We start from the raw sequence: 22,134 nt of genomic DNA, 5'->3' as shown, positions 1-22,134 counted from the left end.
TTATCGGTATTTCTCATCATCGGGCAGGGCTCGCTATCTTCTCGTCACAACTTGTTATAACAAGTCATCCGACAGCGAAGACGATCATGGCCGAACTGCTCCCCTTGTCCCCCGTACCGCTCTACACCCAGCTCAAGGAACTGCTGCGCGAGCGCATCCTCGATGGCAGCTATCCACCGCACAGCCGCATGCCCTCGGAGAACGAGCTGGGCAAGGCCTTCGATGTCAGTCGCATTACCGTGCGCCAGGCGTTGGGCGATCTGCAGAAAGAAGGGCTGATCTTCAAGATCCACGGCAAGGGCACCTTCGTCGCCAAGCCCAAGGCGTTCCAGAACGTCAGCACCCTGCAGGGGCTGGGCGAGTCGATGACGCAGATGGGCTACGAGGTGCTCAACCGCCTGCGCAGTTTCCGCCATGTGCCGGCCAGCGCCCAGGTAGCGGCGCGCCTGCAGGTCGAGGAGGGCAGCGAGGTCACCGAGATCCGCCGAGTGCGCCTGATCAACCGCGAACCGGTGTCGCTGGAGATTACCTGGCTGGCGAAGGACGTTGGTGTGCGCCTGGAGCATGCCGACCTGGTCACCCGCGACATCTTCGAGCTGCTGGAGAACGACTGCGGCATCGCCCTCGGTCACGCCGACCTGGCCATCGACGCGGTGCTCGCCGATAGCGACCTGACCCAGGCGCTGGGCGTGGAGGAAGGCTCGCCGATCATGCGCATCGAGCGCCTGACCCATACCGTCGATGGCACGCCACTGGACTTCGAACACCTCTACTACCGTGGCGATGCCTTCCAGTACCGCCTGCGCATCGACCGTCAGAAGGGGGGCAAGGCATGAGTGTCGAGACCCAGGACTACGACATCGTGGTGATCGGTGGCGGCACCGCCGGCCCCATGGCCGCGATCAAGGCCAAGGAGCAGGACAAGACCCTGCGCGTATTGCTGCTGGACAAGGCCAACGTCAAGCGCAGCGGCGCCATCAGCATGGGCATGGACGGGCTGAACAACGCCATCGTCCCTGGCCATGCCACCGCCGAGCAGTACACCCGGGAAATCACCGTCGCCAACGATGGCATCGTCAACCAGGCCACGGTGCATGCCTACGCCACCAAGAGTTTCGCGACCCTCGAGCAGCTTGACCGCTGGGGCGTGAAGTTCGAGAAGGACGAGACCGGCGACTACGCGGTGAAAAAGGTCCACCACATGGGCGCCTACGTGCTGCCCATGCCCGAGGGGCACGACATCAAGAAGGTGCTCTATCGCCAGCTCAAGCGCGCCCGGGTCGAGATCAGCAACCGCATGGTCTGCACCCGCGTGCTGCTTGATGGCGATGGCGCGGCGGCGGGCGTGCTGGGCTTCGATTGCCGCACGGGCGAGTTCCGGGTGATTCGCGCCAAGGCGGTGATCCTCGCCTGTGGCGCCGCGGGGCGGCTGGGGTTGCCGTCCTCGGGCTACCTGATGGGCACCTACGAAAACCCGACCAACGCCGGCGACGGCTATGCCATGGCCTACCATGCCGGCGCCGAGCTGGCCAACCTCGAGTGCTTCCAGATCAACCCGCTGATCAAGGACTACAACGGTCCGGCCTGTGCCTACGTCACCGGTCCGCTGGGTGGCTACACCGCCAACAGCAAGGGCGAGCGCTTCATCGAGTGCGACTACTGGAGCGGCCAGATGATGTGGGAGTTCCACCAGGAGCTCGCAGGCGGCAACGGCCCGGTGTTCCTCAAGCTCGACCACCTGGCCGAGGAGACCATCCAGAACATCGAGCAGATCCTGCACGGCAACGAACGTCCCAGCCGTGGCCAGTTCCACGCCGGGCGCGGCACCGACTACCGCCAGCACATGGTCGAAATGCACATCTCCGAGATCGGCTTCTGCTCCGGGCACTCGGCGTCGGGGGTGTGGGTCAACGAAAAGGCCGAGACCAGCGTGCAAGGTTTGTACGCCGCGGGCGACATGGCCGCGGTGCCGCACAACTACATGCTCGGCGCCTTCACCTATGGCTGGTTTGCCGGCGTCAACGCCGCGCGATACGTGGCCGGGCGTGAGCTCGCCGAGGTCGATGCCGGCCAGGTCGAGCGTGAGCGCGAACGGGTATTCGCGCCGTTGCACAGGGAGCATGGCCTGCCGCCGGCCCAGGTCGAGTACAAGCTGCGGCGCATGGTCAACGACTACCTGCAGCCGCCGAAGGTGACGAAGAAGATGGAGATCGGCCTGGCGCGGTTCGCCGAGATCGAGCGCGACCTCGGGCAGATGAAGGCCAGCAACCCCCACGAGCTGATGCGGGCGATGGAGGTTACGGTGATTCGCGACTGCGCCGAGATGGCGGCGCGGGCATCGCTGTTCCGCGAGGAGAGCCGCTGGGGGCTGTATCACCATCGGGTCGATTTTCCCGAGCGCAACGACGCCGAGTGGTTCTGCCATTGCCATCTGAAGAAAGGCGAGAACGGTGTGATGACCAGTTTCAAGAAGCCGGTGGAGCCGTACCTGGTTGCCCTGGATGCCGAAGAGCAGACCGCGTACCAGCGCCTGCGGGTCAAGACCGCGTGATTTTCCACAACCTGAGGCAGCCTGCTCCCACAGGGGATTGTGCCCGCCTCGGCCAAATAGATCGAAGGCGCCCATGAAGGCTCCGAGGACCCCGTGAAATGGCCTACCAACCCCAGGAAATCTTCTTTCGCAGCAGTGCCCCGGTCACCATCGACGAAGACAAGTGCATCGCCGAGAAAGGCTGCACCGTCTGCGTCGAGGTCTGCCCCATGGACCTGCTGGCCATCAACCCGGCCACGCAAAAGGCCTACATGGCCTTCGACGAATGCTGGTACTGCATGCCCTGCGAGAAGGACTGCCCCACTGGCGCGGTGAAGGTAGATATCCCTTACCTGCTGCGTTGAAACGCTCCTCACTCGATTGCGCCGTGGAAGCTTGCCATGACTGAACGAATCACCGACAACCCCGACATCCTCATCCTGCTGCCCCGTCTGGCCGATAGCGATGCCAGCGTACGCCGTATCACCCTGATCGACTTGGCCGACCTGGAAGATCCGGATGCCTTGCCCTGGCTGGCCGCTGCCCTGCGCCGTGACCCTGTGGCCGAAGTGCGCGCCGAGGCGGCGCGCCTGCTGGAGGCCTGGGAAGCGCCGGAGGTGGTGCAAGGCCTGTGCGCGGCGTTGGCCGATCCCGCCGAAGCCGTGCGCGTGGCTGCCGCGCAGAGCCTGAGCGAGCTGAAGACCGCGCAGGCGGGCCGGTTGATCCTGCCCTGGGTCGATCATGCCGATGCCTTCGTCCGCGCCAGTGCCTTGCGGGCCTTGCGCGAACTGCGCCTGGAGGACGCCGCCGGGCCGGCGCTGCGGGCGCTGGCGGACGCCGATGCCAGCGTGCGCCGGGAGGCGGTGGGCATTCTTGGCTGGCTCAAGCATGAACCGGCTCTGCCGGCATTGGCCCGGCTCGCGGCGAGCGAGACGGACACCGAGGTTCGACGTGCCGCCATTGGCGCCCTCGGCCTGGCCAGCGATACCACGGTGCTGCCCGCGCTGATCGGCGCACTGGCGGACGAAGCCTGGCAGGTGCGCGAGGAAGCGGCGAGCACGCTGGGCAAGGTGGGTCACGACGAGGCCGGCCAGGCGTTGATCGCGGCGTTGAGCGACGGCTATTGGCAGGTGCGGTTGCGCGCCGCCCGCGCGTTGGGCCGTCTGCGTCATGCTGGCGCGCTCGATGGACTGGCGGGCCTGCTTGGCCATGGCATCGCCAACCTGCGCAAGGAAGCCGCGCTGGCGCTCGGGGAGCTGGGCCAGGCCAGGGCGCTGCCGGCGCTGCATGCAGCCGAGGCCGACAGTGATCCAGAGGTACGCAAGGCTGTGCGCATCGCCCTGGCGCAGTTGCAGGGGGCGGCGTGATGGAGATGCCCCTGGCGCTGCGCAACCGACGCGCCCAGGGCGAGCTGCTGGTGCAGTGGGCGAAGGCGCGGCAGGTCATCAGCCACGCTCGGTTGCGTGGCGCCTGCCCGTGCTCGCAGTGCCGGGCGGCGCGCTTGCAGGGCGCTGTTTCACTGGTGCGTGACGATGTACGGGTGGCGCGGATCGAGATGCAGGGGTATGGGCTGCAGTTGCTGTTCAGCGATGGGCATGAGCGCGGGATCTATCCTTGGGATTACCTGCGGGCGCTGGGTTGACGCCATCGCGGGCTTGCCCCGCGATGGTCTAGAACGCAATCAACTCCGGTCGCAATCCTTCCACCCGTTGTGCCACCGGCTTCAGGTACCCGCCATCGCCGGTGATCTGGTGCAAGACCTTCTCGCGCAATCCATGCAACGCCACGCCGGTACGCTGGCGCGGGTGCGGCAGGTCGACCTGCACCACGGCCTTGATCCGCCCTGGCCTTGGCTCCAGCACCACCACCCGGTCGGCCAGGTAGGTCGCTTCCTCGGCGTCGTGGGTGACCAGCAGGATGGTGATCCCCGAGCGCTCGCGTATCGCCAGCAGCTCATCCTGCAGTTGCTGGCGGGTCAGGGCGTCGAGGGCACCGAACGGCTCGTCCAGCAGCAGGATCCTGGGGCTGGCGACCAGGCCCCGGGCGATCGCCACACGCTGCGCCATGCCCCCGGAAAGCTGGTGCGGGTAGGCCGACTCGAAGCCGACCAGCCCGACCAGTTGCACGTGCTGATGTATGCGTCGGGCGCGCTCGCCCTGGGTCAGGCGGTCGTTGACCAAGCCCAGGCCGATGTTCTGCGCCACCGTCAGCCAGGGAAACAGGCGAGGCTCCTGGAACACGATGCCGCGCTCGCCGCCGATGCCCCCGACCGCCTGGCCGTCGACCCGGATGATGCCGCTGTAGTCGGTATCCAGGCCGACCAGCAGGCGCAGCAGGGTGGACTTGCCGCAGCCGGAGGCGCCGACGATGGCGATGAACTCGCCTTCGTCGATCGACAGGTCGAACTGGCGGATCGCCTCGAATGGCTGGCCATCCACGCTGAAGGTCTTGCCGACCTGCTCGAAGCTGACCAGGGCGGGCGTGGCATCGGCTTGGTTGGCCGCGTGCAGGGCCGGGGTGATGAATGCGTTCATGCGGATCTCCAGCGCGTGGCGCGCGATTCGAGGCGTTGGCCAAGATGGCCGAGCAGGGCGCCGACCAGGCCGATCAGGACCATGGCGGCCATCACCTGGTCCATGCGGAACAATTGCTGGGCGCCGATCATCAGGCTGGCGATACCGCCGTCCGAAGGCATGAAGTATTCGGCGCCGATGGTGCCGAGCCAGGCATAGATCAGCGACAAGCGCAGGCCGGCGAAAATCGCCGGGGCGGCGCCGGGCAGCACCAGCAGGCGCAAGCGATGGGGCAGATCCAGACGCAGCGCCTGCGCCGCTTCGCCCAACTGCGGCGACAGGCTGGCGATGCCGCGCTGGGTGGCGATCAGCAGCGGGAAGAACGCCGCCAACGCGACGAACACCAGCTTGGCGCCCTCGCCCAGGCCGAACCAGGCGGTGAGCAAGGGCACCCAGGCGAACAGCGCCACCTGGCGCAACGCCGCCAGGCTCGGGCCGAGCAGGCGCTCGGCGTTGGCCGACAAGCCCAGCAGCAGGCCCAGGGCGAAGCCCGCGCCACCGCCGAGCAGCAGCCCGGCGAGGGTGCGTTGCAGGCTCAGGCGCAGGGCTTCGGGCAGTGAGCCGTCGAGCACCCCGGCATACAGGCTGCGCAGAACGTCCAGCGGTGAAGTGAGGATATTGGCGTCGACCCAGCCGAAGCGGTTGGCTGCCTGCCACAGCACCAGCAGGGCCACGGGTAGCAGCAGGCTTTGCCAGCCGCGCGGGACGGTGGCGCGAACCTGTTCGCCGGTGGGTGGCTGCGGCCAGTGCAGCAGGCTGCGTTCAAGGCGTGAGAAACCACGGTCCATCAGCGCGCCGACCAGGCCGATCACGAGGATGCAGAGGAACACCAGGTCGAGCATGAACAGCTGTCGTCCCCAGACCATCAGGTAGCCGATGCCCTCGCTGGAGGCCAGCAACTCCACCGCCAGCAGCGAGGTCCAGCCGGTGGCCAGTGCCAGCCGCGTCCCGGCGAGAAATGCCGGCAGCGCCGCGGGCAGCAGCAGGCGCAGGAACAGCAGGCGCGCAGGCAGGCGCAGGACGGCGGCGGCTTCGCGCAGCTTGGGCTGGGCATCGCGCACGCCAACCAGGGTATGCAGCGTGACCGGAACCACCACCGCCTTGACCAGCACCACCAGCTTGAGCAGTTCGCCGATGCCGAAGAACAGCATGAACAGCGGAATCCAGGCCAGCGTCGGGATCTGCGCCAGGGCGATGAAGGTCGGCAGCACCAGGGTCTGCGCCCGCCGCGATCCGCCCAGCCAGGTGCCCAGCAGCAGGCCGCTGGCGATCCCCGCCAGCAGCCCCCAGAGCAGGCGTTGCAGACTTATCCACAGATGACCCCAGAGCTCGCCGGAGCCGAACTCCAGCGCGCTCTGCCAGACCAGGGCCGGGGCCGGCAGGATCTGCTCGCTCATCCAGTGCTCACGGCTGGCGACGATCCACAAGGCCGTCACCGCCAACGGCACGACCCACGGCAGGTAGGAGCGGCCTTGCGCCGCGAAAGGGCCGCGCAGCGGCCCCCACAGGCGGCGCAGACTTGCGCTCAAGACTTCGCTCATCGAGGCATCTCCCAAACCGTTCCTTGTTTATTCATTTATGGAATTAAAAAATCACATAAATAGTATTCAAGGGATAAGAACATGCGCCCGATGCCTGCGAAAGCCCCGCCCCGTTGCGTTTTCCTCATATTTTCCATGCATGTCCTGCAAGCCGCTCGCAGGCCCGCATTCCACTTGGTTTATGTCATTTGGTTACTAAAAAATGAAGTTTTGATCTTTGTAGGTTCTAACCGGACCTGCCTAGCTTCTGGCCCATAGCGCCGGCCATCGCCGGTGGTAGCCTGCCAAGGAGCCTTGCCATGAGAACCCCCTTCCGCCATTTGCTCAGCCCATTGCTCGCCGCCCTGTTGAGCGCCTTGCCCATGGCGGCCCATGCCGTCCAGCCCGATGTGATCCGCATTGCCGTGCCGGACCTCAGCGCCGGCAGCAAGCCCAGCGCCGGCGGCGTGGTGGATGTGCTGCGCGACCAACAGCTGCTGGAGAACGAGTTCGCCAAGGACGGCATCCGCATCGACTGGCGTTTCTTCAAGGGTGCCGGTCCCGTCGTCAACGAAGCGCTGGCCAACGGCCAGGCGGACTTCGCCTACCTGGGTGACCTGGCCGCCATCATCGGCAAGGCCAACGGCCTCGACACCCGCGTGCTGTCGGCTGGCGTGCGTGGGGTGAAGAGCTACCTCGGCGTGGTGCCGGGCTCGGGCATCCATAGCCTGCAGGACCTCAAGGGCAAGCGCGTGGCGGTGTTCCGTGGTACCGCCAACCAGCTGTCGTTCGCCAGCGCCCTGGCCAGCCAGGGGCTGTCCGAGCGAGAACTGAAAGTCATCAACCTCGATTTCAACGCCGCCAACGCAGCGCTGGCGGCCAAGCAGATCGACGCTACCTGGGGCCTGTCCAACCTGCTGTCGCTGCGCGAGCGCGGGCTGGTCGAACTACCGGTCAACTCGCGCGACCTCAAGGGTGCCGGCAGCACCCAGGCGGTGCTGCTGGGCACCGGCGAATTCATCCGCCAGCACCCCGACCTGGTGCAGCGCGTGGTCAACGCCCAGGAGCGGGCGGTGAAATGGCTGCGCGACGAACGCAACCGCGAAGCCTATGTGGAGCTGGTGGCGAGCACGGCCAATTGGCCGAAGTCGATCCTGCGCGACGACCTGGCCCAGGAGAACCTCGCCGACTACTTCGACCCACGCCTGGATGCCGGCTTCGTCGCCCTGCTGCAACAAGGCGTGGACCTCGCCGCCAGGGAGCGCCTGATCCGGCGTGGCTTCCAGGTGGCCGACTGGATCGAACCCCGTTTCATCGAGACCGCCCAGCGCCAGGACCAGGCCGTCCAGGCCGCCCGCTGACCCGACAACAACCCCGAGGAGCACGAGCATGAGCAACGCCGCACTGGCCACCGCGCCGCAAACCGTCGAACTCGACATCCATCCCGTTGCCGGGCGCATCGGCGCCGAGATTCGCGGCATCGAGCTGTCCGCCGATCTTGCCCCGGCCACTGTCGAGGCCATCCAGGCCGCGCTGGTGCGGCACAAGGTGATCTTCTTCCGTGGGCAGACGCACCTGGACGATGTCGGCCAGGAGGCGTTCGCCCAACTGCTCGGCGAACCGATCGCCCACCCCACGGTGCCGGTGGTCGACGGCACCCACTATCTGCTCCAGCTCGATGGCGCCGAAGGCCAGCGGGCCAACTCATGGCACACCGACGTGACCTTCGTCGATGCCTACCCCAAGGCCTCGATCCTGCGCAGCGTGGTGGCCCCGGCCTCGGGCGGCGACACGGTGTGGGCCAACACCGCCGCGGCCTACCAGGAGCTGCCCGTGCCGCTGCGCGAACTGGCCGACAAGCTGTGGGCGGTGCACAGCAACGAATACGACTATGCCAGCGTGAAGCCGGATGTCGATCCGGCCAAGCTGGAGCGTTACCGCAAGGTGTTCACTTCGACGGTGTACGAGACCGAGCACCCGGTGGTGCGCGTGCATCCGCTCAGCGGCGAGCGGGCGTTGCAGCTGGGGCACTTCGTCAAGCGCATCAAGGGCTATTCGCTGGCCGACTCGCAGCACTTGTTCGCGCTGCTGCAAGGGCATGTCACGCGGCTGGAGAACACCGTGCGCTGGCGCTGGCAGGCGGGGGACGTGGCGATCTGGGACAACCGCGCGACCCAGCATTACGCGGTGGATGACTACGGTACCCAGCCGCGCATCGTGCGCCGCGTGACCCTGGCCGGCGAGGTGCCGGTGGGCGTCGATGGGCAGTTGAGCCGGACCACGCGTAAAGGCTGAGATCGTTGGGGCCGCTTTGCGGCCCTTTCGCGACACAAGGCCGCTCCTACAGGAGATCTTGTTCCCCTGGAGCGGCCTTGTGTCGCGAAAGGGCTGCGCAGCAGCCCCTATCCGCTACAACTCGGTATCACAGGCCACCAACTGCCTCACCAACCCTTGCGCCAGCGCCGACAACCCATACCCCACCCGGCTCACCACCCCATAGCGGGTGTAGAACGCCTCTTCCTGCTCCGGCGCCAGGTCCACCAGTTTCAGCGCGACCAGCGCCCGATCTCCTTCATAAGGCCGCAAGTTCGCGCTGCAAGCGATGCCGATGGTGTCCGAGTGCAGCACGACATTGAGCAGCGCATAGCCATGCTCGCACTCCACGCTGGGCAGAAAGTCCTGTCGCCCGCTCAGGTCGCTGAGGATCTTGCGGATGTTCGGCGGGCGAAACGTGGTGGCCAGCGGGTAGTCGAACAGGTCCCGCGCCCTTACCTCGGCCAGCTCGGTCAATGGATGCCCCCGGCGGCAACAGAAGTGCCAGCGCTGTGGCCTGAGCTTGTGCACCTGGTAGTCCGGATCGGCCTCGAACTGGCGCGTGTCGGCGACGAAGAACTCGATCTCCTCGGCAATCAGCCGGCGATTGAGCGCCTGCCAGTTGTCCACCTGGAAGCAGGTGCGCGCTGCCGGGTATTCGGCGACGAAACGCGCCACCGCCCGGGGTACCAGCCCACCGGCTGGCGCAGGCCCGGAACCGAAGCGCACCACGCCGGTGGTGGCGCCGTTGAACTGGTTGATCTCGTTGACCAGGTTGTGCGCCCCATGCACCAGCCGCCGCGAATGCTCCAGCACCAGCAGCCCCTGCCGGGTCGGTGCCAGCTCCTTGCTGGCGCGGTCGACCAGGCGACAGCCGACGTTGTGCTCCAGCGTCTGGATGCTGCGGCTGAAGGCCGATTGCGAAAGGTTCACCGCCGCTGCCGCGCCGACGAAACTGCGGTGTTCGACAAGGGCGATGAAGTGGCGGAGCTGGCGCAGGTCGATATGCATTTTCTACATGGAAACTTTCGGTGGAATGCAATTGCTGGGAAGGGTTGGGAACCTTATAAAGGGAGTCACTTATTCCACAAAATATGAATTACAAATATTTATATACATTAAAAGAATATAAGCCCGCCTGACCGCGATTCGGTTCCGTCAACGGAAATGCTCGCCTGGGCCCATGCCTCAAGGAGCATCCGCATGTCCCGACTTTCCCGTTGGCCGGCGCGCGCGTCGTCGTTCGCCCTGCAACCCCTGGCGGCCGGGGTCCTGCTGGCCGCCGCCGGCAGCAGCTTCGCCGAGCAAGCACCTTCCGCGCCGGTCGCCGAGCCGCAAGCCAAGCTCGGTACCGTCACCGTCAATGCACGGCGCCGTGAGGAGACCGCCCAGAGCGTGCCCACGCCGATCAGCGTGCTTGGCAGCGAAACCCTGGAAACCCAGCGCATCTATCGGGTGCAGGACCTGCAGCAACTGGTGCCGAGCACCAACGTGTCCTATGTGCATGCCCGTCAGTCGAGCATTTCCATTCGCGGGCTGGGCAACAATCCGGCCAGCGACGGCCTGGAAGGCAGCGTCGGTGTGTATCTGGACAACGTCTACCTGGGCCGCCCGGGCATGGCGGTGTTCGACCTGCTCGACGTCGAGCAGCTGGAGGTGCTGCGTGGCCCGCAAGGCACGCTGTTCGGCAAGAACACCACCGCCGGGGTGCTCAACATCACCACGCGCAAGCCGACCTTCCATCAGGAGGGCAGCGTGCAGTCGTCGCTGGGCGAGGATGGTTACTGGCAGACCCAGGGCAGCTTTTCCGGGCCGCTCACCGACACCCTCGCCGGGCGCATCAGCGCCTACCACACCGAGGACGACGGCTATGTGAAGAACGTCTACAACGGGCATGACCTCAATGGCGGCAAGCGCCAGGGCTTTCGCACCCAGTTGCTGTTCAAGCCCAGCGAAACGTTCAACCTGCGCTGGATCGGCGAGTACAACGAAGAAAGCTCGGATAACGGCATCCTCAGCCTCTACAGCACCGGCCCGACCATCAATGGCGTGAACCGCTACGAGAGCCTGGCGGCGCAGGCCGGCGCCACCCTGGTATCGGGCAAGGATCGCAAGGTCAATTTCGACGCCGACCAGATGGTCAAGGTGTTCCAGGGCGGCACCTCGGTGGAGGCCAACTGGACCCTGCCCAACGACTTCACCCTGACCTCGATCAGCGCGTATCGCTGGTGGGACTTCACCCCGCGCAACGACGACGGCCTCAACGTGGCGGCCGCCTACAACGCCGGTGTTTCGGTGCGTGACAAGCAGTACTCGCAGGAAATCCGCCTGGCCTCGCCCAGCGGCGGCTTCTTCGACTACGTGCTCGGCGCCTACTACTTCAAGCAGGATCTGGACAACAAGTCCTTCACTTACTACGGGCCTCAGGCCGACATCTGGAACCTGACGCCCTCCGGCGCGCTGGCCAACGTCACCACCCTCGGCAACGGCCATATCGATACCGACAGCTATGCGCTGTTCGCCCAGGGCACCTGGCACCTGACCGAGCGCCTGGACTTCACCGCCGGGGTACGCGGCACCTACGAAGAGAAAAGCGCCTGGGTGACCCGCGATGCGCCCGCCGGAGGCGCCGCGGTGACGGGCGCGGCGGCGACCGCGCGGCAGGGCCGGGTAGGGGCCTACGATTCGGGCGACCTGAACCAGTACAGCTTCGCCCCGTCCGGGCTGCTCAGCCTGAGCTACCGCTTCAGCGACGACGTGCTGGGCTACGCCAGCCTGTCTCACGGCGAGAAGTCCGGAGGCGTCAACCTCACCGTCGGCGCCGCGCCGCGCCTGGGAACAGATTCGCTGCTGGTAGGCACCGAGCGCGCCAACAACGCCGAGCTCGGGATCAAGAGCACCCTGCTGGATAGCCGCCTGCAGCTCAACACCAACCTGTTCTGGACCCAGGTGCATGGCTACCAGGCCAACGTCTACGACCAGGTCAACCGTGTGCAGTACCTGGCCAACGCAGGCAGCGTGCGTTCGCGGGGCCTGGAGTTCGAGGCCACGGCCCTGCCGATCCGTGGCCTGACCCTGAACTTCAACGGCTCGTGGAACGACGTACGCTACACCGACTACAAGGACGCGCCGTGCCCGCCCGAGGTGAGCCTGGCCAACGCGGCGGCCACCTGCGATCTCACCGGTCATCAGGTGGTTGGCGCCTCCAAGTACATCGCCAACCTCAACGGCCAGTACAAGTGGCAGCTCAGCGATCGCATCGAGCCATACGTCACCGCCAGCTACGCCTTCCGCTCGAAGGCCGTCGGCACCATCGATGACTCCGAGTACGGCCAGATCCCCAGTTACGCCATCGTCAACCTGTCCACCGGCGTGCGCCTGGATCAGGGCGACGGCGTGCTCGACCTGTCGCTGTGGCTGAAGAACGCCGGCGACAAGACCTATTTCACCAGCCTGTGGAACTCCGCCAACGGTGGCTATGCCGGTGTGCTGGGGACTCCGCGCACCCTGGGCGCCACCGCCCGTTACGACTTCTGAGCACAAGGAGCTTTGCCATGAATGCCAAGACCCAACCGCACGACCTGCCCGAGGGCGCCTGCCTCACCGCCAAGGTGCCCGACCGCGACCAGTCCCTGCTCGGCGACGTAGTGGTCAATCCGTATCGGCTGGCGCCGCTGACCGCGATCATCCGCGACGGGGGCCGTGTCCTGAGCGGCGCCCATGTGCGCGTGCTGGGTCGCGGCGAGCGCGGCGTGGACATCGCCTACGATGTGTCCGACCGCTCGCTGTGGACCTACGGCGGGATTCCGGTGTTCGGCCTGTATCCGGACCACGTCAATCAGGTGGAGGTGAGCTACAAGCTCGATGGCGAGCGCATCCGCGAACGCTACGAGATCTATGCCCCGGCGGTGCGCCTGCCGGTGGTGGCGAAGCAGACCGCCGCGCTGCCCGAGGTGGAGCCGGTCAAGGTCGCGCCGGGCTTCGAAAAGCGCTTGTACCTGTTCAACCACCTGCTGGCCGAAATCCCCGGGGGGCGCGCCTTCAAGTGGAACGGCCTGGGCGGGGCCGCCGAATGGGATTCGGTGGGCAACAACTGGATCGCCGACAGCAATGGCGATGTGCGCTGGTACCTGGATATCGAGCAGATTCACGATTCCAACCGTCGCGATGGCCTGGGCGGCACCATGGGCTTCCACCAGACCCGCGACGGCAAGCTGATCTGGGGCCAGGGCCAGACCTACTCGAAGTTCGACCTGCTGGGGCGCAAGGTGTGGCAGCGCGGCCTGCCGGACAAGTTCGCCGACTTCTCCCACGAGATTCGCGAGACGGCGAATGGCACTTACCTGCTGCGGGTCGGCACCAGCGACTACCGCCGCCCGGATGGCAAGCGCGTGCGCTCGATCCGCGACCACATCATCGAGGTCGACGAGGCTGGCGACGTCCTGGACTTCTGGGACCTCAACCAGATTCTCGACCCTTATCGCAGCGAGCTGCTGGAAACCCTGGGCAAGGCGGCGATCCAGCTGCCGGACGGCGTGCAGAAGCAGGACGACCGGTTGGCCAACGAGCTGGCCGAGGGCGACCTGCCGTTCGGCGACACGCCGGGGGTGGGCACCGGGCGCAACTGGGCCCACGTCAATGCCATCGACTACGACGCCGATGACGACAGCATCATCGTTTCAGCGCGGCATCAAGGTGTGGTGAAGATCGGTCGCGACAAGCAGGTGAAGTGGATTCTCGCCGCGCCTCAAGGCTGGCCGGCGCGGTTGCAGGACAAGGTGCTCGAGCCCGTGGGCGAGGGCTTCGAATGGTCCTGGACCCAGCACACTGCCTGGCTCACCGGGCGCGGCACGCTGACCGTGTTCGACAACGGCTGGGGCCGCGATTTTGGCCCGACCAGGCTGGCCGGCAACTACAGCCGGGCGGTGGAGTACAGGATCGACGAGGCCAAGGGCACGGTCGAGCAAGTGTGGCAGTACGGCAAGGAGCGCGGGGATGAGTGGTACAGCCCGATCACCTCGGTGGTGGCGTACCGGGCCGATACCGATACCCAGTTCATCTATTCGGCTTCGGTGAATTTCCTCACGCCCGAGAAGCTGACGACCACTGTGCTCAATGAAGTGCGTCGCGGCACCCAGGAGGTGGCGGTGGAGCTGAAAGTGCACAGTCGCCAGCCGGGCAGCGTGGGTTACCGGGCGCTGGTGATCGACCTCGACAAGGCGTTCTGACCCCTTCCTTCTGACCGATGGTCTAACCTCTTACGGCCCAATCGCGGGGCAAGCCCGCTCCCACAGGAACCCTGCGCTCCTTGTGGGAGCGGGCTTGCCCCGCGATTGGGCCGTTTGTCAGGGGGGTGTTCAACCATTCGTTCTTTTTTTCGAACAGCCTATTGTCCAACACCCCAACCCCCGCTTAGCATTCCGTTTGAGATTTCAAACGCTCGGCACCCAGGCGTCGAACACCCTGGTGCACGAATTCCTGATGGCCGCCCCCTTTTGGGGGCGCCTTTTCAACAATCAATAATTCGCAGTAAAGGGAAGCCGACATGCAGCTCAAAGACGCTCAGTTGTTCCGCCAGCAGGCCTTCATCAACGGTGAATGGCTGGATGCGGACAGCGGTCAGACCATCAAGGTGACCAACCCGGCCACAGGTGAAGTGATCGGTACCGTGCCGAAGATGGGCGCCGCCGAGACCCGCCGCGCCATCGAGGCCGCCGACAAGGCCCTGCCGGCCTGGCGCGCACTGACCGCCAAGGAGCGTGCCGGCAAGCTGCGTCGCTGGTTCGAGCTGATGATCGAGCACCAGGACGACCTGGCCCGCCTGATGACCACCGAGCAGGGCAAGCCACTGGCCGAAGCCAAGGGCGAGATCGCCTACGCCGCCTCGTTCATCGAGTGGTTCGCCGAGGAAGCCAAGCGCGTCTACGGCGATGTCATCCCTGGCCACCAGCCGGACAAGCGCCTGATCGTCATCAAGCAACCGATCGGCGTCACCGCCGCCATCACCCCATGGAACTTCCCGGCCGCGATGATCACCCGCAAAGCCGGCCCGGCCCTGGCCGCCGGTTGCACCATGGTGCTCAAGCCCGCGTCGCAGACCCCGTACTCGGCCCTGGCCCTGGTCGAGCTGGCCACCCGTGCCGGCATCCCGGCGGGCGTGCTGAGCGTGATCACCGGCAGCGCCGGCGAAGTCGGCAGCGAACTGACCGGCAACGCCCTGGTACGCAAGCTGTCTTTCACCGGCTCGACCGAGATCGGTCGCCAGCTGATGGAAGAATGCGCCAAGGACATCAAGAAGGTGTCCCTGGAGCTGGGCGGCAACGCGCCGTTCATCGTGTTCGACGACGCCGACCTGGACAAGGCCGTCGAGGGCGCGATCATCTCCAAGTACCGCAACAACGGCCAGACCTGCGTCTGCGCCAACCGTATCTACGTGCAGGACGGCGTCTACGACGCGTTCGCCGAGAAGCTCAAGGCCGCTGTGGCCAAGCTCAAGATCGGTAACGGCCTGGAAGAAGGCACCACCACCGGCCCGCTGATCGACGGCAAGGCTGTCGCCAAGGTCCAGGAGCACATCGAGGACGCGGTCGCCAAGGGCGCCAAGGTGCTCTCCGGCGGCAAGATCATCGAAGGCAACTTCTTCGAGCCGACCATCCTGGTCGACGTGCCGAAAACCGCCGCCGTCGCCAAGGAAGAGACCTTCGGCCCGCTGGCGCCGCTGTTCCGCTTCAAGGACGAGGCTGAAGTCATCGCCATGTCCAACGACACCGAGTTCGGCCTGGCCTCGTACTTCTACGCCCGCGACATGAGCCGCGTGTTCCGCGTCGCCGAGGCCCTGGAGTACGGCATGGTGGGTATCAACACCGGCCTGATCTCCAACGAAGTGGCGCCGTTCGGCGGCATCAAGGCCTCGGGCCTGGGCCGCGAAGGCTCCAAGTACGGCATCGAGGACTACCTCGAAATCAAATACCTGTGCATCAGCGTCTGATCGCCAGGTAAACGCTTTTACCTCTGCCAGCGGGGCGCGAGAGCGACGTCTCGCTGGCCTTTTTGACATAGCGGTACCTGGTGGCCAGGGCATGTGTGGCAGTCGATCAACGAATACTGTGCACGCCTGCATCCAGCCACCCCCGAATAAAAGCGCCGCAGAACCGGCGCAATTGAGGGCACTATGAGCAAGACCAACGAATCCCTGATGCAACGCCGTGTAGCCGCCGTCCCACGTGGCGTCGGCCAGATCCACCCGATCTTCGTCGACACCGCGAAGAACTCGACCGTGATCGACGTTGAAGGCCGCGAACTGATCGACTTCGCTGGCGGCATCGCCGTACTGAACACCGGCCACCTGCACCCGAAAGTGGTCGCCGCCGTGCAAGAGCAGCTGACCAAGGTCAGCCACACCTGCTTCCAGGTGCTGGCTTACGAGCCTTACGTCGAGCTGTGCGAGAAGATCAACAAGCTGGTACCAGGCAACTTCGACAAGAAGACCCTGCTGGTCACCACCGGCTCCGAAGCCGTTGAAAACGCCGTGAAGATCGCCCGTGCCGCTACTGGCCGTGCCGGCGTGATCGCCTTCACCGGTGGCTACCACGGCCGCACCATGATGACCCTGGGCCTGACCGGCAAGGTCGTGCCGTACTCCGCCGGCATGGGCCTGATGCCAGGCGGCATCTTCCGCGCCCTGTTCCCGAGCGAACTGCACGGCATCAGCGTCGACGACGCCATCGCCTCGGTCGAGCGCATCTTCAAGAACGACGCCGAGCCGCGTGACATCGCCGCGATCATCCTCGAGCCGGTGCAAGGCGAAGGCGGCTTCCTGCCAGCGCCGAAGGAGCTGATGAAGCGCCTGCGCGCCCTGTGCGACCAGCACGGCATCCTGCTGATCGCCGACGAAGTGCAGACCGGCGCTGGCCGTACCGGTACCTTCTTCGCCATGGAGCAGATGGGCGTCGCGCCTGACCTGACCACCTTCGCCAAGTCCATCGCCGGCGGCTTCCCGCTGGCCGGTGTATGCGGCAAGGCCGAGTACATGGACGCCATCGCCCCGGGCGGCCTGGGCGGCACCTATGCCGGCTCGCCGATCGCCTGCGCCGCGGCCCTGGCCGTGATCGAAGTGTTCGAGGAAGAGAAACTGCTGGATCGCAGCAAGGCTGTCGGCGAGCGCCTGACCGCCGGCCTGCGTGAAATCCAGAAGAAGCACCCGATCATCGGCGACGTCCGTGGTCTGGGCTCGATGATCGCTGTGGAAGTCTTCGAGAAAGGCACCCACACCCCGAACGCCGCCGCCGTGGCCCAGGTTGTGGCCAAGGCGCGCGACAAGGGCCTGATCCTGCTGTCCTGCGGCACCTACGGCAACGTCCTGCGGATCCTGGTACCGCTGACCGCCGAAGACGCCCTGCTGGACAAGGGCCTGGCCATCATCGAAGAGTGCTTCGCTGAACTCGCCTGATGTGACGCGTTACAGAAAAACCCGCTTCGGCGGGTTTTTTTTGTGCCGTTTGTAGGGCTCAGGCGCTAAGGTTGTACGAGGATTCCGTGGAAGCTGCGAAGGATCGCGCGTCATATCTGGAGACTCGCCCATGAGCACTGCCAACCCCGTACCCCCTTGCGTACTGATCGCCGAAGGCGACCCCTGGGTGCGTGACATGCTCAGCGAAATGTTGCTCAGCGTGCGTTGCGATGCCCGCCTGCAAGTCTGCGCCGATGGTTCCCAGGCGCTGAGCGCGCTGGCGAGCAAGCCCGACCTGATCATCGCCGCGCGTGAACTGGCGGGCCTCGATGGCCTTGACCTGCTGCGCAAGGTGCGCGCCAAGGGCGACCGGCCCGGGCTGCCGTTCATTCTCATGAGCGACCGCACCGACAGCGCCAGCGTACGCGAGGCCGTGCCGTTGCAACCCACCGCGTACCTGAGCAAGCCGCTCGACCTGGACAACCTGCGCAAGCGCCTGGAAAACCTGCTGCTGGAAGTGGGTGAGCAGATCGCCTGCCCGGTGCCGCCGCTGCAACCCGGCGTGCGGTTGCCGGCCTACCTCGAGCAGCGGCGCGCCACGGCCGACGGCGGTCCGCTGTTCGCTGACGTGCAGGTGGCGGTCAAGCGTGCCCTCGAGCCCCATGGCCTCAACCTCAAGGTGCTCGAGGAAGAGGTGCGCAACGATCCGCAGATCACCGGCGTGCTCATCGCCGCGGCCAACAGTGCCGCCCTGCACCGCGAGGCGCCGGTGCAGACCTTGCTCCAGGCGCTGAACAAACTGGGCAGCACCCAGAGCATGAACCTCATCCTCGGCCTGACGCTCAAGCGCAGTGCCCGCCTGGGCGATCCGCTGCTGGCGCGGCATGCCGAGCATTACTGGAACCTGTCGTTGCACACTGCCGAATATGGCCGGACCTTGGCGCGCCTGCTCGAGGTCGACGAAGGGCTCTGCTATTGCGCAGGGCTGCTGCACTGCCTGGGCGATCTGGCCGTGCTGCGTACCCTGCAGGAGTGGCGCCTGGCCGGTGGCGAGCTGGACGAGGACCAGGTGCAGCTGTCGCTCAACGAGTTCGGCGCGCCATTCGGCTCGGCGCTGCGCACCCGCTGGCGCCTGCCGCTGAACCTGCGCGAGCTGATCGCCGCGGTGTACCAGCTCGGTGGCGGCGTCTACTCCCGCGAGATCCTGGCCATGAACCTGGCTGGCCAGCTGGCCAACCTGCGGCCCAGCGAGAGCCTGGAGAAAATCGCCGGCAGCAAGACCGCGCGGTTGCTCAAGCTTGGGCTGCCGGAGCTGTCGCGGCTGCGCAAGGTGGACCCCGAGGCGGTCGCGCGGGAGGAGGCCGAGCGTCAGGCGGCGGAAGCCGCCGAGCGCGAGCAGGAGGTGGCTCCGATCGCTACGCCGGCTGCTGATGCCGAACCGGCAGAGGACGAACAGCGTCCGACCTGATCGCCGAACGGGCTTGGGATCGCTCCTACAGGTATTGCGGACGACTGTTCGTATCCATGGAAACCCTTCAGGCGTAGTTTTCCAGCCACTCCACCAACGGAATGGCAGGGAAAATGAGCACGTCCAGACACCGTGGCCTGCGCTACCAGGTCTATCGATCTCAAGCGCGAAAGCTCGCCCATGCAGTGCTGTGCATCGATCAATGTGTATCCAGGCATGGGCTTGACGCCGACACGGTGTGTTTCGAGCCCATAGACCACAGGGCTTTCGACGCCTTTCAGCTATGGGGCGAGCAGACTCACCATTTCCCTTGGGAAGAGGTGCCGCGCTGGATGGGCCGCGATCGTAAAGGTTTCGACCTGTCGCTGTGGTCCGCGCGCGAGCTGTGTGGGCTCTGCTATGCCAGTCCCCGACAAAGCAGGCGGTGTATCAAGATTATCCTGCTGGAGGGCAAGCCAGGCCCGGCGAACCCATTGAGAGGGCTGGTGGCGTCGCTGTCACTGCAGGCGGTCGCGGCGTATGCACGGATGCTCAAGTACTCGCGAATAGAGGTTCAGCAACCAGACCCAGGTGCCGAGCCCTTGTACCAGTCGCTTGGCTTCGTCCGCGATAGGGCAGGAAGCCTCGTGATTCCAGTTGCGGCAATGAGCCCGCAAAGTACTCTCCACCTATCAGAGGTGCCCATGAGCTATTCGAAAGATTCCAGAAGAGCTGCCTTGATCAAGCGCTACACGGCCCAGGCTATCGCGCTGGCGGGTGAAATCACCGACCAGCAACGGCACTTTCTTGAAGTCGGTTTCAAGGAAGGTCGGGAAAAAGAGCCTGAAGGGATCCTGGCTGGACCACGTAGCGGCCCGATCGACTACGAGTGGTGCGCGGCAGGCTCGAAGTGAATCGGGCTGCTTGCTTGCGACAGTGCGGTCAGCCTTTCACGATCTGGTTCTTGCCCTGGCGCTTGGCGCGGTACATGGCCGCGTCCGCCCTGGCGAACAGGCTATCCAGCGTTTCATCCTCGTCCTGCAAGCCAGTGAGTCCCTGGCTCACGGTGACTCCGTAAGTGTGCTCGCCATGACTGAAGCTCAACCGCTGGATCTCCCGCTGCAAGCGCTCGGCGATCTGCTCTGCCACCTGTGCGGTGCAACCTGGGAACACCGCGGCGAACTCTTCGCCACCGATGCGCCCGAACTGGTCGCCACGTCGTAGCACGGCCTTGCCGCTGTCGGCGATGCGTTGCAGCACCTGGTCGCCTTCCTGATGGCCGTAGGTATCGTTGATGTGCTTGAAGTCGTCGATGTCCAGCAGCAGGAAAGCCATCGGCGTGCCGTCCTCGCGGGCGGTGTCGAAGGCCTGCTGGGCGCACTCGAAGAAGTGCCGGCGGTTGCTGCTTTGCGTGAGCACATCGGTGGTGGCCAGGCGTTGCAGTTCGCCTTCGAGCTGCTTCTTTTCGGTGATGTCCTCGGCGATGCCGACGATGATCACGCGCTGGTCGCCCTCGCGCTGCTGGTTGATGTAGCACTTGTCGCTGAGCCAGCGCACCTCGCCGGCAGCGTTGAGGATGCGGTACTCGCGGTCCTCGACGGTACCTTTGACCAGCACCTGGGCAAGGCTGCGCTCGGCGTACTCCAGGTCGTCGGGGTAGATGGCGTCGCGCCATTCGTTGTAGTCGGCCAGCACCAGGCTGGCCGGGCGACCGAAGATGCGCTCGTAGGCGGGGCTGACATAGAGCACCTGGCGGGTCTCCCAGTCGAAGGCCCAGAGCACGGCATTGACGCTGTCGAGCAGCGAACTGTACAGCTGCTCGCGTTCGCTCAGGCGTGCTACCTCGCCTTGGGCGTGGAGCAGGGCAAGCAGTGTCTGGGCGGCTTCGGGGCGGGGTGTGCCGGTGGGCGTAGGGGGGAGGTCTTTGGCCATGAGCACGGAACGGTTCTCGACGTTGGGCGGGCGGCCACGGCGCGGCCCGCCACGCGGGCGATGTGCCGAGTTTGAGTCAGGAACGCAGGGGTAAGTTCCGGTCGGCGATGCCCCGTTGCGGGGCATGCCGATCAACGGTGGTCAGGCGTTGGCAGGGCGCAGCGAGTAAGTCTTGAGTTGCGCCGCGAAGTCGCGCAGCGACTGGATGCCGCTGGCCTCGGCCTCATGCACCCATTCCTTCATGGCGGCGAGCATGTCGTGGCCATTGGCGCTGGTTCTGGCCCAGATCTGCTGCAAGGCCAGTCGCCTTTCGTAGATGGTCTTGAGTGCCTGGCTGTGGGCCAGCATCGACTCGATGCGCAGGTGATGACGATCCTGCAGCAGGCTGGTCTCGCGTGACAGCAGGCGCTTGGCGCGGCGGAAGCGGTGGCGCACCGAGGCGTCGACCTTGTCCAGCTCCTGCTTCACCAGCGGCGCGATCACCAGCTTGCGGTACTGGGCCATGATCTGGAAGCGGTTGTTGAGGATGGCCATGGCGGTGTCCATGTCCAGCGACGCCTTGCCTTCGACCCGGTGGGCGATGGGCGCCACGCGCTGCACCTTGGCCAGGCGCAACAGGCTCAGCAGGCGGATCCACATCCAGCCCATGTCGAACTCCCAGCGGCGTACCGAGAGCTTCGCCGAGTTGGGGTAGGTGTGATGATTGTTGTGCAGCTCCTCGCCGCCGATGATGATGCCCCAGGGCACCAGGTTGGTGGCGGCGTCGCGGCATTCGAAGTTGCGGTAGCCCACCGCGTGGCCCAGGCCGTTGACCACGCCGGCGGCCCAGAACGGAATCCACACCATCTGCACCGCCCAGATGGTGATGCCGATGGTGCCGAACAGCAGCAGGTCGATGACTGCCATCAGGGCGATGCCGCCCAGCTTGAAGCGCGAGTAGAGGTTGCGTTCGATCCAGTCATCCGGGCAGTTCTTGCCATAGATGCGCAGTGTTTCCTCGTTGCGCGCCTCTTCGCGGTACAGCTCCGCGCCCTTGCGCAGCACGGTGCCCAGGCCCTTGTGCAGCGGACTGTGCGGATCGTCGGGGGTCTCGCACTTGGCGTGGTGCTTGCGGTGGACGGCGGTCCACTCGCGGGTGTTCTGCGCCGTGGTCAGCCACAGCCAGAAACGGAAGAAATGCTTGAGGCCCGCGTTCAGCTCCAGGGCGCGGTGGGCCGAGTAGCGGTGCAGGTAGATGGTGACGCTGATGATGGTGACATGGGTCATCAGCAGGGTGACCGCGACCAGTTGCCAGGCCGACAAGTCGAGCAAACCGTAGTACCACATAACGGGAAAGACCCTCGAAAACACAGGGGGAACAGCGCACGCAT

The 22,134-nt window shown here is 65.6% G+C and carries 18 protein-coding genes; 13 read left to right on the top strand and 5 right to left on the bottom strand.

Annotated elements, in window-relative coordinates; genetic code table 11:
- Positions 1-86: 86 nt before the first annotated feature.
- From ACYUME_RS25570 to ACYUME_RS25550, 5 genes are all read left to right on the top strand, one after another.
- Entirely contained in the window at positions 87-836 is a 750-nt protein-coding gene (locus tag ACYUME_RS25570; RefSeq protein ID WP_279885359.1) for a GntR family transcriptional regulator, read from the top strand.
- Positions 833-2,551, top strand: a complete 1,719-nt coding sequence (locus ACYUME_RS25565; RefSeq protein ID WP_460417511.1) for a fumarate reductase/succinate dehydrogenase flavoprotein subunit — start codon at positions 833-835, stop codon at positions 2,549-2,551. The genes ACYUME_RS25570 and ACYUME_RS25565 overlap by 4 nt, the downstream gene beginning before the upstream one ends.
- A gap of 98 nt (positions 2,552-2,649) precedes the next feature.
- A complete protein-coding gene (locus tag ACYUME_RS25560) occupies positions 2,650-2,895 on the top strand; it encodes a 4Fe-4S dicluster domain-containing protein (RefSeq protein ID WP_008096634.1) in 246 nt (81 codons plus the stop codon).
- Positions 2,896-2,931: 36 nt separating this feature from the next.
- The gene (locus ACYUME_RS25555) at positions 2,932-3,897 is read left to right on the top strand and encodes a HEAT repeat domain-containing protein (protein WP_460417509.1); all 966 of its coding nucleotides are present in this window, start codon (positions 2,932-2,934) and stop codon (positions 3,895-3,897) included.
- Positions 3,897-4,172, top strand: a complete 276-nt coding sequence (locus ACYUME_RS25550; RefSeq protein ID WP_279885352.1) for a DUF971 domain-containing protein — start codon at positions 3,897-3,899, stop codon at positions 4,170-4,172. Before ACYUME_RS25555 ends, ACYUME_RS25550 begins: the two co-directional genes overlap by 1 nt.
- Before the next feature lie 28 nt (positions 4,173-4,200).
- Here the strand turns inward: ACYUME_RS25550 and ACYUME_RS25545 are convergent, their stop codons facing one another.
- Together ACYUME_RS25545 and ACYUME_RS25540 are read right to left on the bottom strand one after the other, a co-directional pair.
- On the bottom strand, positions 4,201-5,064 hold the full coding sequence (locus ACYUME_RS25545) for an ABC transporter ATP-binding protein (protein ID WP_279911451.1): 864 nt from the start codon (positions 5,062-5,064) through the stop codon (positions 4,201-4,203).
- A complete protein-coding gene (locus tag ACYUME_RS25540) occupies positions 5,061-6,644 on the bottom strand; it encodes an ABC transporter permease (protein ID WP_460417507.1) in 1,584 nt (527 codons plus the stop codon). Before ACYUME_RS25540 ends, ACYUME_RS25545 begins: the two co-directional genes overlap by 4 nt.
- Before the next feature lie 299 nt (positions 6,645-6,943).
- On the opposite strand from ACYUME_RS25540, the gene ACYUME_RS25535 reads away from it, so the two are divergent.
- Positions 6,944-7,984 (top strand): ABC transporter substrate-binding protein, encoded by a 1,041-nt coding sequence (locus ACYUME_RS25535; RefSeq protein ID WP_460417506.1) that lies wholly within the window; start codon positions 6,944-6,946, stop codon positions 7,982-7,984.
- A gap of 28 nt (positions 7,985-8,012) precedes the next feature.
- On the top strand, positions 8,013-8,918 hold the full coding sequence (locus tag ACYUME_RS25530; protein ID WP_279885343.1) for a TauD/TfdA dioxygenase family protein: 906 nt from the start codon (positions 8,013-8,015) through the stop codon (positions 8,916-8,918).
- Positions 8,919-9,032: 114 nt separating this feature from the next.
- Here the strand turns inward: ACYUME_RS25530 and ACYUME_RS25525 are convergent, their stop codons facing one another.
- Positions 9,033-9,947, bottom strand: coding sequence for a LysR family transcriptional regulator (locus ACYUME_RS25525; RefSeq protein WP_279883132.1), 915 nt, complete (start codon positions 9,945-9,947; stop codon positions 9,033-9,035).
- A 192-nt stretch (positions 9,948-10,139) separates the two neighbouring features.
- Between ACYUME_RS25525 and ACYUME_RS25520 the strand changes: the two genes are divergently transcribed.
- From ACYUME_RS25520 to ACYUME_RS25495, 6 genes are all read left to right on the top strand, one after another.
- The gene (locus ACYUME_RS25520; protein WP_460417503.1) at positions 10,140-12,473 is read left to right on the top strand and encodes a TonB-dependent receptor; all 2,334 of its coding nucleotides are present in this window, start codon (positions 10,140-10,142) and stop codon (positions 12,471-12,473) included.
- A gap of 17 nt (positions 12,474-12,490) precedes the next feature.
- Positions 12,491-14,164 carry an aryl-sulfate sulfotransferase gene (locus tag ACYUME_RS25515; protein ID WP_460417501.1) on the top strand — a complete coding sequence of 558 codons (1,674 nt, stop codon included), beginning with the start codon at positions 12,491-12,493 and terminating at the stop codon, positions 14,162-14,164.
- A 317-nt stretch (positions 14,165-14,481) separates the two neighbouring features.
- Entirely contained in the window at positions 14,482-15,924 is a 1,443-nt protein-coding gene (gene gabD / locus ACYUME_RS25510; protein ID WP_279883138.1) for an NADP-dependent succinate-semialdehyde dehydrogenase, read from the top strand.
- Positions 15,925-16,107: 183 nt separating this feature from the next.
- On the top strand, positions 16,108-17,385 hold the full coding sequence (gene gabT / locus ACYUME_RS25505) for a 4-aminobutyrate--2-oxoglutarate transaminase (RefSeq protein WP_050703304.1): 1,278 nt from the start codon (positions 16,108-16,110) through the stop codon (positions 17,383-17,385).
- A gap of 130 nt (positions 17,386-17,515) precedes the next feature.
- Positions 17,516-18,853 (top strand): response regulator, encoded by a 1,338-nt coding sequence (locus ACYUME_RS25500; RefSeq protein ID WP_279883142.1) that lies wholly within the window; start codon positions 17,516-17,518, stop codon positions 18,851-18,853.
- A gap of 113 nt (positions 18,854-18,966) precedes the next feature.
- A complete protein-coding gene (locus ACYUME_RS25495; protein ID WP_279883144.1) occupies positions 18,967-19,746 on the top strand; it encodes a hypothetical protein in 780 nt (259 codons plus the stop codon).
- 28 nt (positions 19,747-19,774) lie between these two features.
- On the opposite strand, the gene ACYUME_RS25490 is transcribed toward ACYUME_RS25495, so the two are convergent.
- Together ACYUME_RS25490 and desA are read right to left on the bottom strand one after the other, a co-directional pair.
- The gene (locus tag ACYUME_RS25490; protein ID WP_279883146.1) at positions 19,775-20,764 is read right to left on the bottom strand and encodes a GGDEF domain-containing protein; all 990 of its coding nucleotides are present in this window, start codon (positions 20,762-20,764) and stop codon (positions 19,775-19,777) included.
- Positions 20,765-20,905: 141 nt separating this feature from the next.
- The gene (gene desA, locus ACYUME_RS25485; RefSeq protein ID WP_460417499.1) at positions 20,906-22,090 is read right to left on the bottom strand and encodes a delta-9 fatty acid desaturase DesA; all 1,185 of its coding nucleotides are present in this window, start codon (positions 22,088-22,090) and stop codon (positions 20,906-20,908) included.
- Positions 22,091-22,134: the final 44 nt, after the last annotated feature.

This window comes from Pseudomonas sp. microsymbiont 2, from assembly GCF_054788395.1.
The sequence above is the reverse complement of the archived record's forward strand: the minus strand, read 5'-3'. Positions and strand labels throughout refer to the sequence as shown.

Bases quoted from the DNA above. Each gene is read 5' to 3' on its own strand.
- ACYUME_RS25545 (WP_279911451.1), bottom strand. From the start codon at position 5,064: ATGAACGCATTCATCACCCCGGCCCTGCACGCGGCCAACCAAGCCGAT.
- ACYUME_RS25535 (WP_460417506.1), top strand. From the start codon at position 6,944: ATGAGAACCCCCTTCCGCCATTTGCTCAGCCCATTGCTCGCCGCCCTG.
- ACYUME_RS25550 (WP_279885352.1), top strand. From the start codon at position 3,897: ATGGAGATGCCCCTGGCGCTGCGCAACCGACGCGCCCAGGGCGAGCTG.
- ACYUME_RS25570 (WP_279885359.1), top strand. From the start codon at position 87: ATGGCCGAACTGCTCCCCTTGTCCCCCGTACCGCTCTACACCCAGCTC.
- ACYUME_RS25540 (WP_460417507.1), bottom strand. From the start codon at position 6,644: ATGAGCGAAGTCTTGAGCGCAAGTCTGCGCCGCCTGTGGGGGCCGCTG.
- ACYUME_RS25490 (WP_279883146.1), bottom strand. From the start codon at position 20,764: ATGGCCAAAGACCTCCCCCCTACGCCCACCGGCACACCCCGCCCCGAA.
- ACYUME_RS25530 (WP_279885343.1), top strand. From the start codon at position 8,013: ATGAGCAACGCCGCACTGGCCACCGCGCCGCAAACCGTCGAACTCGAC.
- desA (WP_460417499.1), bottom strand. From the start codon at position 22,090: ATGTGGTACTACGGTTTGCTCGACTTGTCGGCCTGGCAACTGGTCGCG.
- ACYUME_RS25520 (WP_460417503.1), top strand. From the start codon at position 10,140: ATGTCCCGACTTTCCCGTTGGCCGGCGCGCGCGTCGTCGTTCGCCCTG.
- ACYUME_RS25560 (WP_008096634.1), top strand. From the start codon at position 2,650: ATGGCCTACCAACCCCAGGAAATCTTCTTTCGCAGCAGTGCCCCGGTC.
- ACYUME_RS25495 (WP_279883144.1), top strand. From the start codon at position 18,967: ATGAGCACGTCCAGACACCGTGGCCTGCGCTACCAGGTCTATCGATCT.
- ACYUME_RS25515 (WP_460417501.1), top strand. From the start codon at position 12,491: ATGAATGCCAAGACCCAACCGCACGACCTGCCCGAGGGCGCCTGCCTC.
- ACYUME_RS25555 (WP_460417509.1), top strand. From the start codon at position 2,932: ATGACTGAACGAATCACCGACAACCCCGACATCCTCATCCTGCTGCCC.
- ACYUME_RS25500 (WP_279883142.1), top strand. From the start codon at position 17,516: ATGAGCACTGCCAACCCCGTACCCCCTTGCGTACTGATCGCCGAAGGC.
- ACYUME_RS25565 (WP_460417511.1), top strand. From the start codon at position 833: ATGAGTGTCGAGACCCAGGACTACGACATCGTGGTGATCGGTGGCGGC.
- ACYUME_RS25525 (WP_279883132.1), bottom strand. From the start codon at position 9,947: ATGCATATCGACCTGCGCCAGCTCCGCCACTTCATCGCCCTTGTCGAA.
- gabT (WP_050703304.1), top strand. From the start codon at position 16,108: ATGAGCAAGACCAACGAATCCCTGATGCAACGCCGTGTAGCCGCCGTC.
- gabD (WP_279883138.1), top strand. From the start codon at position 14,482: ATGCAGCTCAAAGACGCTCAGTTGTTCCGCCAGCAGGCCTTCATCAAC.